Here is a 12,202-nt window from a genome sequence, read left to right as displayed (position 1 = left end):
GAAGGTAAATTTTCATGACCTTCACAGGCTCGACCTCGGCCTCGCTTCTCCGTCCGGAAATCTAAGCTGACCTCGCCGGCATGGGCCTGGCGTCATACCGGACCCTTGCTGCGGAGGATGGAAGCCACAGGGTTGGTCACGCCGAGTTCAATCATTGTTGACTTGAAATAAGGGGATATCCCCTCTAAATGCCCTCAAGCGCGATATGGGGATATCCCCGTAAACGGTAGCTGAGGGCAAATCGGCGACCCGGCTCAAGTAAACCGGGCGTGCATGATGGAGAACCGATACGTGAAACGCTCATTTCGCTCGGAAAGCCCGTGCATCGTGGCCGCGATGCGTGCAGCCACTCGCCGACTGACGCAGCTGTATGATGAAGCGATGGCGCCAACTGGCTTGCGCGTCACTCAATTTCACGTTCTCTCGGAGCTTGAACGACGATCAGCTGATCCACCAACCGTTGGTGACCTGGCTGAGATCCTGACCATGGAGCGGTCCGCGCTCGGTCAAACACTTCGACCCCTTGCACGCGACGGTTACATCGACTTGGGCCAAGACGAGCGGGATGGGCGCCGTCGGCCCATCAAGTTGACGAAGGCCGGCAAAGATAAAGTGGTCCGCGGACGGCGCTATTGGGCCGGCGCGCATGAAAACTTCAAGCATTTCTTCGGGGACGATCAATTGGTTGGCTTGCGGGAGACTCTGCGCGACATCGCCGAGAGCGCGCAACTTCCTGAAGCTTTTCAGTAGGTCAATATGGCATCCGGGAGAAAGTCATGATCGAGCCGATCACCGTAGAGCATATCACCTTTGTCAGCTACCGGAGCTTCCAGGACGTTGTTCGTGCCTTCGAGGAACAAGTCGGAACGCTTGAAGAATTAGGTTGGCCAGCAATACCTGCAGCTTCACGTGATCAGGATGATTTCGAACGTCGAGTTCGTGAAGTGCTGGGCCCCAGCGGCTTCACACGTTTCCTGACAATCGATCACGGCGAGTGGGTCAGCAAGCAAGAGCGCCCGACCCGGTTTTTGATGTACACGATCGGAAACCCGCTGATCGCGATCACAATGATGCGGCATGACATCGAGGCGGGCCTCGATGTGCCGGTCAGACTGGCGATCTATGAGCATTCTGACGGGAAGACGAGGTTTGTGTTCAACAAGCCATCAAGCCTCATGAGCGGGCTTCGGAACGTGGCGGTCCAAGATGCAGCTTATACGCTTGATGCGAAATTGATGGCGCTCGGCGAGGCCGTGACAGGCGTAAGAGCATAATTTCCGAAAGAAGCCGAGACGTGGATACGCATCAGAAGCCGCACGGCGATGAACCTCTTGAGCCCGACAGTGGGGTACGAGAAGGCTTGATAATGGGTCACAGTGGCTCAGAAGCGTCGCTGCATAACGAAGCTAAGCAGTTTTTGACGCCAATGTGGGTCATCTTCGGACTTTCGATGGGCCCAGCGATTGCGCTTGGGCTCGCTCGGTTCGCTTACGCGCTGTTGCTTCCATCGATGAAAGCTGATCTCGGCTGGAGTTTTGCCGACGCAGGCGCCATGAATACCGCTAACGCGGCTGGATATCTTATCGGGGCCCTCGTAGCTGCCCCTTTTGGTCGTTGTACGGGCGACAAAGCCGCATTTTCCCTGGGCCTTTTCCTGACATCCGCGGCCATAGCCGGGGCCGGTCTCACCGCTGACTTTACGAGCCTGCTTCTCTTGAGAGCCGTCTCTGGGCTTGCAGGAGCTGTGTCTTTTGTCGCCGGCGCAGGACTCACATCTGCGGCAGCCTCAGGAGGGTCTCGATCGCGCGCGCCTACGATGTTGGGCATCTACTTTGCCGGGGCGGGTATCGGCATTACGGCCTCGGCCCTCGCAGTCCCTCCGCTTCTTTCCGGCATGGGCTGGCGCGGCGGCTGGTTGGCTCTTGGCGCATTAGGCTTGGCTGCGACCATTTGCGGGTCGCTGGTTCTAAGTCGCACACCCGAACCTTCCTATAAGGTTCATATCGCCGCTGGCGGCTGGTCGGCCCGCTTCATGGCACGCAAACTACTATCATACGGGCTATTCGGCGCCGGATACATCACCTATGCCACATTTATCATTGCGCACTTGCGCGCCAATGAAGGTTTCGACAGCGGATCGATTACCGCCTTCTGGGCGATCCTAGGTCTAGCAGCCGTTGTCGCCGCGTTCGCGTGGGGCCCCGTACTCGCTCGCCTGAAAGGTGGCTGGGGAGCAAGCGCAACAATCGCGATGGTCGCGGCCGGTGCGGCCTTGCCGCTGATCTGGCACGGACCAACGAGCGCCTATCTCTCCTCCATCCTTTTTGGAGGGTCAGTACTCGCGGTCATCGCCGCAGTCACCTCATTCGTGCGGAAGGCGGCGAAACCGCACGCCTGGACAGCAGCGATAGCAGCACTGACCATCGCGTTCGGGACCGGGCAATGCATCGGCCCACTCCTCAGCGGTGCTTTGTCTGACGGACCGAACGGCGTTCGTGCCGGTCTCTGGTTGTCCGTCGGCATCCTCGCTGTGGCGAGCGTCGTCGCGGCTTTCCAACCGGAGCCGGCGGGCGATTGATCATCGGCATCCAGCCGAGAAGCGGTACGCAGCCAGCAAGTGAATCAAGTGAACCGAGCTAAGGCAGGATGAGGATCATGACCGATAATATCATTCAGATGGACGCCAGCCGCATCGCGGAACTCGTTGCCGATCGGGAGCTATCGCCGGTCGAGGTCATGAAGGCCCATCTCGATCGTATTGCCGAAGTCAATCCTAAGGTAAACGCCATTGTTACGATGGCTGATGGCGCACTTGACGCTGCCAAGAAAGCCGAGGCGGCGGTCAAGTCGGACGCTCGATTGGGCCCTCTCCATGGCGTTCCGTTCACGGTCAAGGATGGAATCGACACGGCGGGCGTGCTGACGCAGCGCGGTTCGCCCATTTTCAAAGGGCGCGTGCCCGACACCGATGCCACCGTCGTAGCCAGGCTGAAGGCCGCCGGCGCCATCTTAATCGCAAAGACGAACCCGCCGGAATTTTCTTACTCGATCGAAACGGATAATTTCCTGACGGGCCGAACGAACAACCCCTGGAACCTCGACTACACCCCGGGTGGATCGAGCGGTGGTGAATCCGCCGCCATCGCGGCTGGCATGTCGCCACTCGGCGTGGGCAGTGATCTCTCGATCTCATTGCGCGGCCCGGCGGCGCATACCGGTATCGTTGGATTTAAAGCTACTCACGGTCGAATGCCGATGACAGGTCACTGGCCCCGTGTGCCACGTCGCTTCTGGCACATCGGCCCGATGGCCCGTTCGGTTCGCGATGTGGCGCTCGCTTATTCTTTGATGGCGGGACCCGACGGTGCCGACGGCTTCTCAATCAGCCCGCTCGGCTTCGATACAGGGGTGGGCACGACATCGCCCCATCAGGTTCGTGTGGGCTGGTTAGCCTCTCCGGGCTTCTTCGGACCAACCGATCCAGAGGTTATCGCGACCGTGAAGGCCGCCGCTCATGCGCTGAGCAATGCCGGCTGCCAGGTTGAGGAAGTCCGGTTGCCTGTGCTGGAGCAGACCGATGCCAACACCGTGCTCTGGCAGCTCCAACAGATGGAAACCCGGCCCGAGTTCGAGAAGGTCACCGCCGGCCACGAGGCCCAGATCTTCAGGCATGCCAAATTGATCCTTGAAACACCTGACACGCCGATAGGCGACTTCGTCGCCGCCGAGCAGGCGGTGGAGCGCCTGCGCGACAGCTTCGTCGAGTATTTCCAGCGATATGATGCGCTGCTCTGCCCGGTGACCCCGTTCCCCGCGACCAAGCATGGCCTCGATGACCTCGTGATTGATGGCGAAACGGTTTCCCCGTTCCACGTGATGAGCGCGACATCACCGTTCAGCCTGACCGGCATGCCGGCCCTGTCGATGCGGTTCGGAACAAGCCACGACGGTCTTCCGATCGGCGTACAAATCGCCTCCGCCTGGCTCGCGGATTCGACCGCGCTTAAGGTTGCCTCGCTCCTCGAGGAAGTGAGCCCCGTCCGCAACCTTCACCCTGCCATCTAACGCTACAGGGTCGGGATCTTCCCGCCCCCGTCAATTCCTCATGCAATCTATTGAGCTCAGAAGCCAATCGAGGTCTTAATCAATGCGTGCCATCACGACGAATTTCGAAACGACCGAATTTGCTGGTCTCACGACCAAAATTGTCAATCCGGACGAAAGCTCGTTCACGGTGCTGGATATGACCATCAAGCCGGGCTTCGGCGCACCGGCCCACATCTCCGAGGGCGAAGACAAGCTGTTTATCGTCCTGGAGGGCCAATTGAAGTACCTCGTGGGAGATCAGACTGAGGTCGCGGCACCCGGTGCGCGTGTTGTCGTGCCCAAAGGGGTTGTTCACGGATTCACCAACGTGGGAGCGGCCGACGCGAGGCACATCCTGGTCTCCTCGCCGCGCCGCCACGAGGAGTTCTTCCGTGATCTCCACAATATCCCGGATCCGCGCGAGCAGCATATGGACATGCTGCCGACGATCGCAGCGCGCAATGGTCAACAGATTGTTGGAGCTCTTCCGTAACGCTGTAATTGCGCGCTTCCGCACCTGCATCCGCATCTTACCGAGATGGCAATGTCCCAAATATTTACCGAGCTATCACACCAAACTGAGAGCCGCTCACAATGATTGGATTTTGCGGAGTTATCTCCGCCAAGACGCGCCGACTGTGGCGCAGAATTGCCCTGTTCGGCAGCCTGAAATGTCTGGCCGTCGGATTGCTGGCATCGTTTACTTCAACGGCCTGTGCGCAGCAGCAAACGGACGTCACCATTAAGCAATTGCTCTCGACGACGACTACGTCTGGCGGGCAAAAGATCGTATTGCCCCAAAAGGATGCGGAACTGGTAGCGTCTATCTTCGAAATCCCCCGAGGGGCGAACCTTCCAGAGCACGAGCATCCGTATCCACGATACGGTTACATCTTGTCGGGAAGCTTGCGCGTGACGGACACCGAAACCGGTCAAAGCAAGACGTATCAGTCAGGAGACTTTGTGTTGGAGTCGGTGGGGCGTTGGCACACTGGCGCCAATGCAGGAGAGGAGCCGACAAGGCTGCTCGTTATCGACATCGTCGAGAAGGGACACACGAACACGGTGCTCAAGTAGCGGCAGAATAGGTAACGCCGAAAGGCGGCGCGGTGGGGCGCGCATCGGTTGCCATGTAGGCATGTCCGTTTGTGGCCCATCACGTCGATCCTGCGATTGATCGAAAGGGCCGCTATCGAGGGGCAACCGGACCACCAGCGGAATCGGGAAGACAGCCGCTCATGAGGCGTAGCGCAAGATCGTAGTCCGTCGCTGGTTATCCGGCCGGATCGCGTTGGCGGCCGCTGCATCATAGGGGTATAGCGAAGCAGTAGTGCCCATCTTCATCGGCCGTGGCGCGCCATTTCGGTGCCGGGACGCACGTTGTCGGCACCGGACCATGGATGACGTAGGCGTAGCACGCTCTGTTCGGTGCTTGGCAACGATAGGCGCAATCCGCGTCGCGCCGCCACGCACCGGCTACTGTGCATGGGGTTGTTTTCGACTTTTTTGTTTTGGGCATGAAAGCGGCAGGCTGAACCGGGTCTCATCCGGCTCCTGCCCGCTACTTCATCAACCGCACGCCCTTGGTCGTGAAGCGCTGCGTCTTGCCGCCCGGGCGCATGGGACGCTTCGCCGTTATTCGATACAAAACCGCAAACACTCGATTCCCTGCATGACCGCTGTCGGTGCGAGGTGTTGTGCGATCATGCAGCCTCACGAAACGAGTGTGGCACTAAAATAAATCTCGACCTTCATCAGCTTGGAGACGGGGCAGCCGGCTTTTGCGCTCGCGGCGATCGACTGGAATGTGTCGTGGTCGATGCCCGGAATCTTCGCCGTGGTGGTGAGATGCGCCGAGGTGATCGAAAAGCCGTCCCCGTCCTTCTCGATGGTGATTTCTGATTTGCTGTCGACCTGCTCCGGCACGAAATTCGCCTGACCGAGCTGTCTGACGAATGACATGGTGAAGCATGCGGCATGCGCTGCACCTAACAGCTCCTCCGGATTGGTGCCCGGCTTCTCGCCGTAGCGGCTGAAGAAGGTGTAGGGATGATTGTCCAGCGCGTGGCTCTCGGTGGAGACCGAGCCCTTGCCTTCGCGCAGGCTGCCATTCCAGGCGGCGGATCCGAAACGTTTCATCGTTCTTGCTCCGTTCGTGTTGCGCATGCCCCGCAGCTTACGGGCGCACCAACGCCGCTCGTCTCTTCGTCTCAATCATGTAGAGAGCGCGGCCATCCCAAGTGTGGTCACCTCATGCGTGTTGGCCGGCAGCCTCCAGGATCAGTTGCGTGATCTCGGCAGGTTGAGAGATCAGCGACAGGTGACTCGCTTTCACCTCAATGGTCTTGGCCCCCATGCGCTTGGCCATGAATCGTTCGAGGTCCGGATTGATCGTGCGGTCCTCGGTCGAGACGGCGTAATAGCTCGGCTTTGATCGCCAGGCCGCGTTGGTGGTCTTGCCGGCGAGCAGCGCCTTGTGGAACGGCTGCTGGACCGCATAGAGCACCTTGGCCTTCGCCTCCGGCAGGTCGCCCGCGAAATCGCGCAGGAAAGCTTCCTCGGAAAGCCGTCCTTCATCGCCGTCGAACACGATGCCGGCGCTCGCCGGCGGAGTCGGATAGGTCTTGGCGAGCGCGGTGTAGTCCTCGCCGGCATCCGGCGCGCGCGCCGCCACATAGACGAGCGCCGAGACGTTCGGATGCACGCCGGCCTCGGTGACGATCATGCCGGAGAAGGAATGGCCGACCAGAACCGTCGGGCCGTCCTGCCGAGCCAGCACGCGCTCGGCTGATGCGACCGCTTCGGGCAGCGTGGTCAGCGGATTCTGCACGGAGGTCGCGTTGAGGCCGGCCGTCTGCAATCGCGCGATCACCTCGGACCAGCACGAGCCGTCGGCGAACAGCCCATGCACCAGCACGATGTTGCGCGCCTTCGGCGGAGTTGCGTTTGCGGCCATGCCGCGTGTGGAGATCAGCGAGGCCGCTGCGCCGGCAAGCAGGGCAGTCGAAAAAGCTCGTCTGTTCATCATCGTGATGTCGCTTCCTTTGATCACGAGAGGGATCGTCTTGATGGCGCGGAATGGCCGCGCGGTCTCAAGCAGGTCCCTGCATCAACGCGTCGATGCCGGGCCAATGCGCGGCGAAGATGCCGCGCACGAACGCCTCGCGGTTGTTCTCGATGCTTTAGTGGTCGTGAGGATAGTTGACCATGATGCCGAAGGATTTCGGGATCGCACGGAGCTCGGTGTTGCCGAGTCAGTGATCAGCTCGAGCCGCGCCGTTGCCGAGGTGAAAACGCGTTACCGGGTCGATGCGATGGCCGGTCAAGCGCACGAGTTTTACGCATCCGCGGATCGCGGCGCGCTTCGATCGCTTTTGTCCTCGACTGCGATCGCCAGCAGCCATATGGCAAACCCCGCCAAAGCCAGCCCGCAGCCGACCCAGCCGGTCGATGTCCATCCGTAGCCGGCAGAGATGGCGAGGCCGCCGAGCCACGGGCCGAGCGCATTTGCGGTGTTGAAAGCCGAATGGTTGAGGGCGGCCGGAAGGGCCTGGGCTTCGCCCGACACATCCATCAGCCGGGTCTGCAGCACAGTTCCGAGCGCTCCGCCCAAACCGATGAGAAATGCGTCGATCGTCATGGTCCAGATGTTCAACGCTGCCCAGGGCAATACAGCTAACGCGGCGGAACTCCAGATCAGTAAGCCGCCCGCCGTCGGCATGATTGCGCGGTCGGCGACCCGTGGCACGACAATATTGCCGATGGTCAGGCCGAGCCCGAACGCTGACAGCACCAACGGCACGAGGGCGGGCGAAACGTGCGTCACTTCCATCAACGTCGTCGCGGTGTAGGTGTAAACCGCAAACAGGCCGCCAAAGCCGATGGCGCCGATTGCGAGCGTGAGCCAGACTTGGCCGCGCCTCAATGCGTCAAGCTCACGCAACGCGCTTGCCTTCGGGGCCGGGTGATCGACGGGCGCGAACCATGCAACCATTGAAAGGGCCGCGATGGCGAGCGCAGCGACGACGCCAAAGCTCCAGCGCCAGCCGGCCGCCTGACCCAGCCAGTTCGCGAGCGGGACACCGATCACGGTCGCAACCGTCAGGCCAAGGAACATCTTTCCGACGGCCCGAGTCCGCTTGTGTAATGGCACCAGCGAGGCTGCCACCATGGCCGCCGTGCCAAAGTAGGCCCCATGCGGGACGCCGCTCAGGAAACGGAACGCCAGCATCCAGTGATAGCTGGGCGCGAACGCGCTCAGCGCGTTGCCGACGGCGAACATGGCCATCAGCAACAAAAGGACGTTGCGACGCGCCAAGCGAGCCGTCAGTACAGCAAGCACGGGCGCACCGATCACCACGCCCAACGCATACATGCTGATGACGTTTCCGGCTGTCGGCTCATCAATCCGCAGATCCGGCGCGAAATAGGGCAACAGGCTCATGGTTGCGAATTCAGTGGTGCCGATCGCAAAGCCGCCCATGGCTAACGCGAACAGGACAAGGCCGGTCCCTACAGGGGCGGCATTCTGCTTTTCCATATCTTTCCCGAGTTTTTGGAATGCCGATTCAATCGCCCTAAGGCTTGATCGGATGAATGGCTCGATCAGATGGCGGTGGCTCGATCCTTGACGGTTACCGCCTGCGACCGAATCCCATAACGGATGTGGGAAGATGTTCAGAGGGTGGTGTGCAACACATGTATTCCATGCGTCCGGCACGGCTGGAGCGCGCGTCATTCATCGGAGGTTGAGACCTGAGGGATAGAGGCACCTGAGCAAGAGCAGGCACACTGAATTACATGACATCGATCAAATAGACATGCATCCCATCAGATTCAAATAATGCCTGTGTGATGTCGGTCAGGTCCCGGCCAAGCCATTGCTATCGGGCACGCAGCCCTTCGTCCTGGATCGCTCGCGAGCAGAGGCGTCGCCGGCGTGAAATCAACCTGCTTCTCATGGCGCCACGCCAGACCGACAGAGCAAGCGGCGGTGTCAGGGCAACCGAGCGCCCTGGGGAGTCATCTCAGGATTTTCGAAGGTGTAGATATCTGGCACGCCATTCCGAATGGCACGCCAATCGCGAACCGCGATCGCAGCGCATCACTGCGCGCTGGATCCGCCCTCCACGATCTTCTCGTTCAGCTTCTGATCCACGATCTGCACGGTTCGGTCGATCTCGGCATTGGGCGCGCCAAGCTGATGAGAAATCAGCTTCACCAGCAGGTCGACCCGCTCGATGAAGGGCGCTCCGCTCGCCACCGCGCGCGCCGCCGATGAAGGCTTGAGAAGGCTTTCTGCCGCCTTGGCGTATTTCTCGAACGGCACCTGGTCCTTCGGGTCGGCTCCCAGGCGCCGAGCGATCCCATCGACGTGCTCATAGATCGACTGCGAGCGCTTCAGATCGGCGTGCACCGCGTCGCGGATCGATTGCGGCTCCTGTGGCGTGATGCAGCGGTAATTGCCGGTCAATAGCATCGACCATTTGGCCAGCGGGACGAACAGCGAGTCGAACACTTTGAGCTTCACCGGAACGTCCTGGCCATCCAGCTTCACCGCGTCGATGTCCGCCTCCAGTTCGCGAAGCAGCCGGTTATGTGCCTCATCCGCAAATGCCGCTGCTTTGAAATTTGTCGGCAGGCCGACATGAAGGACATTCGCCGCCTCGTCCGGTGGGCGGAAGGCCTGCGGATCAGGCGAGCACAGCGAAACCAGTCCCGGCTTGAACCGTTCCCATACCTGCGCATTGGTGTAGGCTTCTTCGAGGTCCATCTCCGCCAGCGCCGGAATCCGTTTGAGATAGGGCAAGGGCGGCATGTTCATGATCGAAAGGCAAGGCAGCTTCGCCTCGGCGATCTTGATCATCAGAACCCGGATCGTGTGGTTGGTGTATTGCGGCTCCTGCATGGCAAGGCCAACCAGATCGTAACGGGAAAGGTCGACGTCTGCGGGCGGTGTCGCGTCCAGGGTCCCGGGCAGATCACGCGAGAAGATCGAGCGGTGCGTCGGCTCGTCACGCAGCTTGATGCGAACTTCGGTGCCGTCGCGATTGATGAGCTCTGCGGTCTTCTTGCGACAAACCAAGGTCACGTTGTGACCGGCCATCAGCAGCTTCGTCGCGAGCAATGAGCCATACGAGGCTCCAAGGATCAGTACGTTGCGCGCCATGCTCCCTCTCCCAAAGGTTTTCCTCCAACGCCCCGAACCCAAGCCAGTCTCAAATTTTCGTCGGGTATCCGCTTGGGCGAAGGAACGGCGCGGGCCGAACCTTTACATCAGACGGGACGGCCTCTTCGGGCAAGGAGCATACCTCTCTATCGCCAATTGACGAGCATTACAATCACACAGCGCTTCGCGCTTTCAGTCCGCAGAAGAAGTCTCCTTCAGGTTGCATCATTCGCACCGATAGTGGTGGCCGTCACGGCCAAGGAATGTGCCGGTCGCGGGACTGTACGAGCGGTGGCGTTGCGCGCAGGTGCCGATGCCGCTGTCCTCCTCGTTATAGTATTGCAGAACAGAAGGTGGTCCCGATTCCAGCCTGGTCGCGGGCGTGGGCGCGCCGCCGTTCAGGATGTCTGCGTTGGGATGATAGAACGCGTACAGTCCGGGCTCCTGGATGGCGGCCTGAGCAAATACTGGTGTTGCGGCTGCTGCCGACAGCAGCGCGGCGGCCGCGAGGATCTTGAGTGAGGTCATCGAAATTCTCCATCGGTCGATACGAAAACCCGATCGGCGCGCGCGATCCTGCGTGACGCACCGTCAGGCGGTGCGCGGTCAAACGCGAGTTTTTCGTATTGGGTTGTCCGAATGCTCGGATCTTTCGATTCAAGATCTAAGTGGCCTGCGCGCGCATCCCACTAAATTCTGCTTTACGATTCTCAACTCGAGTTGACGGCGGGAGCGTGAGAGATCGCCAACCGGATACGCGGCGCGACGTCATCACGAAGCAGCGAAACGCGAGTGAATCGCTTTAACGCCATGTCAGTAGCGATTGATTGTTTATGCTGGTTTGCGCGGCGTCGCTAAACGCGAATTTAGTGGGGGCGGCGAAAAAGAATCCCACCTTTCTTTGTGTAACGTTCCGTATGTCACCACTCGAAAGGACAAAGCCATGAAAGTCGCAATGGTAGCATTGGTCGCCGCGTCCATGCTCTCAAGCACGTACGCTTTTGCCAATACGGCGCGTCATGAACCGATGGTCAGGAGCTATCCGATATACAGAGAGGCAGTTCCATCCGTCATGTTGCACCCGAACTACGGCAATCCGAACGGAAATCCGGATGGTCCGACCACGTTGAGCGGTACCGGCGATTCTCAATTCGGCGGTTCGTCAGCCGGCACCAGCGGTTACAACTAAGTGAAAGCTGCAGTTGATCGGGCTTTTCTTGAAGGCCGCCGTGCCACTCTGATCTAACGACGCGCGAACCTCGCGCGTCGTTGACGTGGCGCGAGACGGCGTTACCTCGACCGCTGAGGTGACGTCACTTCTTCGGGGCCGATCGTCTGCTGCGGCTGGCGGTGCCGAACACGACTTGCGATGGATAGGGAGAAGCTGAGCGCTGAGGCATGCTCCCGAGGAAGCCTGCGGCGCCGATCCACGCGACGGTGGGTTGCGCGGCAAAATTGCCGGGAAATACGCCATTGGTCGGGAAGTCGCGATTGTCGTTGCGGTTGTCATAGAACCAGCCGCTCGTCTGGCCGTATCGGATGGCGCGATACCCAAACTCGGTCGCTGATCCCGGCGAGATAGCGGGCGCTGCCAGGATCGTCGCGCAAATTGCGATCTTCAATCTACCCATTGGCTTTCCTATGGCCGGATCGTGCCCCAGTCGCCCTTCCAACCCGCAAGCTTTCCGCGACGAAACTGCAGATAGAGCCCGTCGCTTCGGCTCGACAGCGCGCTTCCCTTGACATTCGGCAGTGCCAGGTAAAGTTCGTTGCCGGGGCGTCCTCGCATAAAGGTCAAGGGCACGCCGAGCGTGCGCGCGACCTCATCGGGCTTCATCCCGAACCGAAGCGAGGGTGCGCTTTGCTGTGCAGCCGCAGACGTTGCTTCGAGTGCTGCCAGAACGAGCGCCATCACGAGCAAGCCGGTGTTCTTCATCCGAGACACCC

14 protein-coding genes are annotated in these 12,202 nt (G+C 60.2%); 7 read left to right on the top strand and 7 right to left on the bottom strand.

Annotated elements, in window-relative coordinates:
* Positions 1 to 291 precede the first annotated feature (291 nt).
* The 6 genes from AC5ZG5_RS17030 (at position 292) to AC5ZG5_RS17005 (ending at position 5,163) form a co-directional block, all read left to right on the top strand.
* Positions 292 to 750, top strand: coding sequence for a MarR family winged helix-turn-helix transcriptional regulator (locus AC5ZG5_RS17030; protein WP_456642822.1), 459 nt, complete (start codon positions 292 to 294; stop codon positions 748 to 750).
* Positions 751 to 776: 26 nt separating this feature from the next.
* A complete protein-coding gene (locus AC5ZG5_RS17025; RefSeq protein ID WP_130225940.1) occupies positions 777 to 1,274 on the top strand; it encodes a DUF302 domain-containing protein in 498 nt (165 codons plus the stop codon).
* A 20-nt stretch (positions 1,275 to 1,294) separates the two neighbouring features.
* Entirely contained in the window at positions 1,295 to 2,578 is a 1,284-nt protein-coding gene (locus AC5ZG5_RS17020) for a YbfB/YjiJ family MFS transporter (RefSeq protein WP_456642823.1), read from the top strand.
* Between the two features lie 77 nt (positions 2,579 to 2,655).
* Positions 2,656 to 4,065, top strand: a complete 1,410-nt coding sequence (locus tag AC5ZG5_RS17015) for an amidase (RefSeq protein ID WP_456642824.1) — start codon at positions 2,656 to 2,658, stop codon at positions 4,063 to 4,065.
* 82 nt (positions 4,066 to 4,147) lie between these two features.
* Positions 4,148 to 4,579, top strand: a complete 432-nt coding sequence (locus AC5ZG5_RS17010; protein ID WP_208828109.1) for a cupin domain-containing protein — start codon at positions 4,148 to 4,150, stop codon at positions 4,577 to 4,579.
* 101 nt (positions 4,580 to 4,680) lie between these two features.
* On the top strand, positions 4,681 to 5,163 hold the full coding sequence (locus tag AC5ZG5_RS17005) for a cupin domain-containing protein (protein WP_456642825.1): 483 nt from the start codon (positions 4,681 to 4,683) through the stop codon (positions 5,161 to 5,163).
* A 636-nt stretch (positions 5,164 to 5,799) separates the two neighbouring features.
* Here AC5ZG5_RS17005 and AC5ZG5_RS17000 read toward each other — a convergent pair.
* From AC5ZG5_RS17000 to AC5ZG5_RS16980, 5 genes are all read right to left on the bottom strand, one after another.
* Positions 5,800 to 6,225 (bottom strand): OsmC family protein, encoded by a 426-nt coding sequence (locus tag AC5ZG5_RS17000; RefSeq protein ID WP_456642826.1) that lies wholly within the window; start codon positions 6,223 to 6,225, stop codon positions 5,800 to 5,802.
* Between the two features lie 112 nt (positions 6,226 to 6,337).
* Positions 6,338 to 7,114, bottom strand: coding sequence for an alpha/beta fold hydrolase (locus AC5ZG5_RS16995; protein WP_456642933.1), 777 nt, complete (start codon positions 7,112 to 7,114; stop codon positions 6,338 to 6,340).
* Positions 7,115 to 7,423: 309 nt separating this feature from the next.
* Positions 7,424 to 8,626, bottom strand: a complete 1,203-nt coding sequence (locus tag AC5ZG5_RS16990; protein WP_456642827.1) for an MFS transporter — start codon at positions 8,624 to 8,626, stop codon at positions 7,424 to 7,426.
* A 564-nt stretch (positions 8,627 to 9,190) separates the two neighbouring features.
* Positions 9,191 to 10,255 (bottom strand): ketopantoate reductase family protein, encoded by a 1,065-nt coding sequence (locus AC5ZG5_RS16985; protein ID WP_130225934.1) that lies wholly within the window; start codon positions 10,253 to 10,255, stop codon positions 9,191 to 9,193.
* A 225-nt stretch (positions 10,256 to 10,480) separates the two neighbouring features.
* Positions 10,481 to 10,783 carry a BA14K family protein gene (locus tag AC5ZG5_RS16980; RefSeq protein WP_456642828.1) on the bottom strand — a complete coding sequence of 101 codons (303 nt, stop codon included), beginning with the start codon at positions 10,781 to 10,783 and terminating at the stop codon, positions 10,481 to 10,483.
* 415 nt (positions 10,784 to 11,198) lie between these two features.
* Here AC5ZG5_RS16980 and AC5ZG5_RS16975 point away from each other — a divergent pair, with 415 nt between their 5' ends.
* The gene (locus tag AC5ZG5_RS16975; RefSeq protein ID WP_456642829.1) at positions 11,199 to 11,444 is read left to right on the top strand and encodes a hypothetical protein; all 246 of its coding nucleotides are present in this window, start codon (positions 11,199 to 11,201) and stop codon (positions 11,442 to 11,444) included.
* 124 nt (positions 11,445 to 11,568) lie between these two features.
* Here the strand turns inward: AC5ZG5_RS16975 and AC5ZG5_RS16970 are convergent, their stop codons facing one another.
* Both AC5ZG5_RS16970 and AC5ZG5_RS16965 read right to left on the bottom strand, forming a co-directional pair.
* Positions 11,569 to 11,886: a BA14K family protein gene (locus AC5ZG5_RS16970; protein WP_130225931.1), complete on the bottom strand. Its 318-nt coding sequence runs from the start codon at positions 11,884 to 11,886 to the stop codon at positions 11,569 to 11,571.
* Between the two features lie 8 nt (positions 11,887 to 11,894).
* Positions 11,895 to 12,191, bottom strand: a complete 297-nt coding sequence (locus tag AC5ZG5_RS16965; RefSeq protein WP_456642830.1) for a hypothetical protein — start codon at positions 12,189 to 12,191, stop codon at positions 11,895 to 11,897.
* Positions 12,192 to 12,202 lie beyond the last annotated feature (11 nt).

Source organism: Bradyrhizobium sp. Ses1 (genome assembly GCF_059512365.1).
The sequence above is the reverse complement of the archived record's forward strand: the minus strand, read 5'-3'. Positions and strand labels throughout refer to the sequence as shown.

Bases quoted from the DNA above. Each gene is read 5' to 3' on its own strand.
- AC5ZG5_RS17025 (WP_130225940.1), top strand. From the start codon at position 777: ATGATCGAGCCGATCACCGTAGAGCATATCACCTTTGTCAGCTACCGG.
- AC5ZG5_RS17015 (WP_456642824.1), top strand. From the start codon at position 2,656: ATGACCGATAATATCATTCAGATGGACGCCAGCCGCATCGCGGAACTC.
- AC5ZG5_RS17010 (WP_208828109.1), top strand. From the start codon at position 4,148: ATGCGTGCCATCACGACGAATTTCGAAACGACCGAATTTGCTGGTCTC.
- AC5ZG5_RS17005 (WP_456642825.1), top strand. From the start codon at position 4,681: ATGATTGGATTTTGCGGAGTTATCTCCGCCAAGACGCGCCGACTGTGG.
- AC5ZG5_RS17000 (WP_456642826.1), bottom strand. From the start codon at position 6,225: ATGAAACGTTTCGGATCCGCCGCCTGGAATGGCAGCCTGCGCGAAGGC.
- AC5ZG5_RS16995 (WP_456642933.1), bottom strand. From the start codon at position 7,114: ATGATGAACAGACGAGCTTTTTCGACTGCCCTGCTTGCCGGCGCAGCG.
- AC5ZG5_RS16990 (WP_456642827.1), bottom strand. From the start codon at position 8,626: ATGGAAAAGCAGAATGCCGCCCCTGTAGGGACCGGCCTTGTCCTGTTC.
- AC5ZG5_RS16985 (WP_130225934.1), bottom strand. From the start codon at position 10,255: ATGGCGCGCAACGTACTGATCCTTGGAGCCTCGTATGGCTCATTGCTC.
- AC5ZG5_RS16980 (WP_456642828.1), bottom strand. From the start codon at position 10,783: ATGACCTCACTCAAGATCCTCGCGGCCGCCGCGCTGCTGTCGGCAGCA.
- AC5ZG5_RS16975 (WP_456642829.1), top strand. From the start codon at position 11,199: ATGAAAGTCGCAATGGTAGCATTGGTCGCCGCGTCCATGCTCTCAAGC.
- AC5ZG5_RS16970 (WP_130225931.1), bottom strand. From the start codon at position 11,886: ATGGGTAGATTGAAGATCGCAATTTGCGCGACGATCCTGGCAGCGCCC.
- AC5ZG5_RS16965 (WP_456642830.1), bottom strand. From the start codon at position 12,191: ATGAAGAACACCGGCTTGCTCGTGATGGCGCTCGTTCTGGCAGCACTC.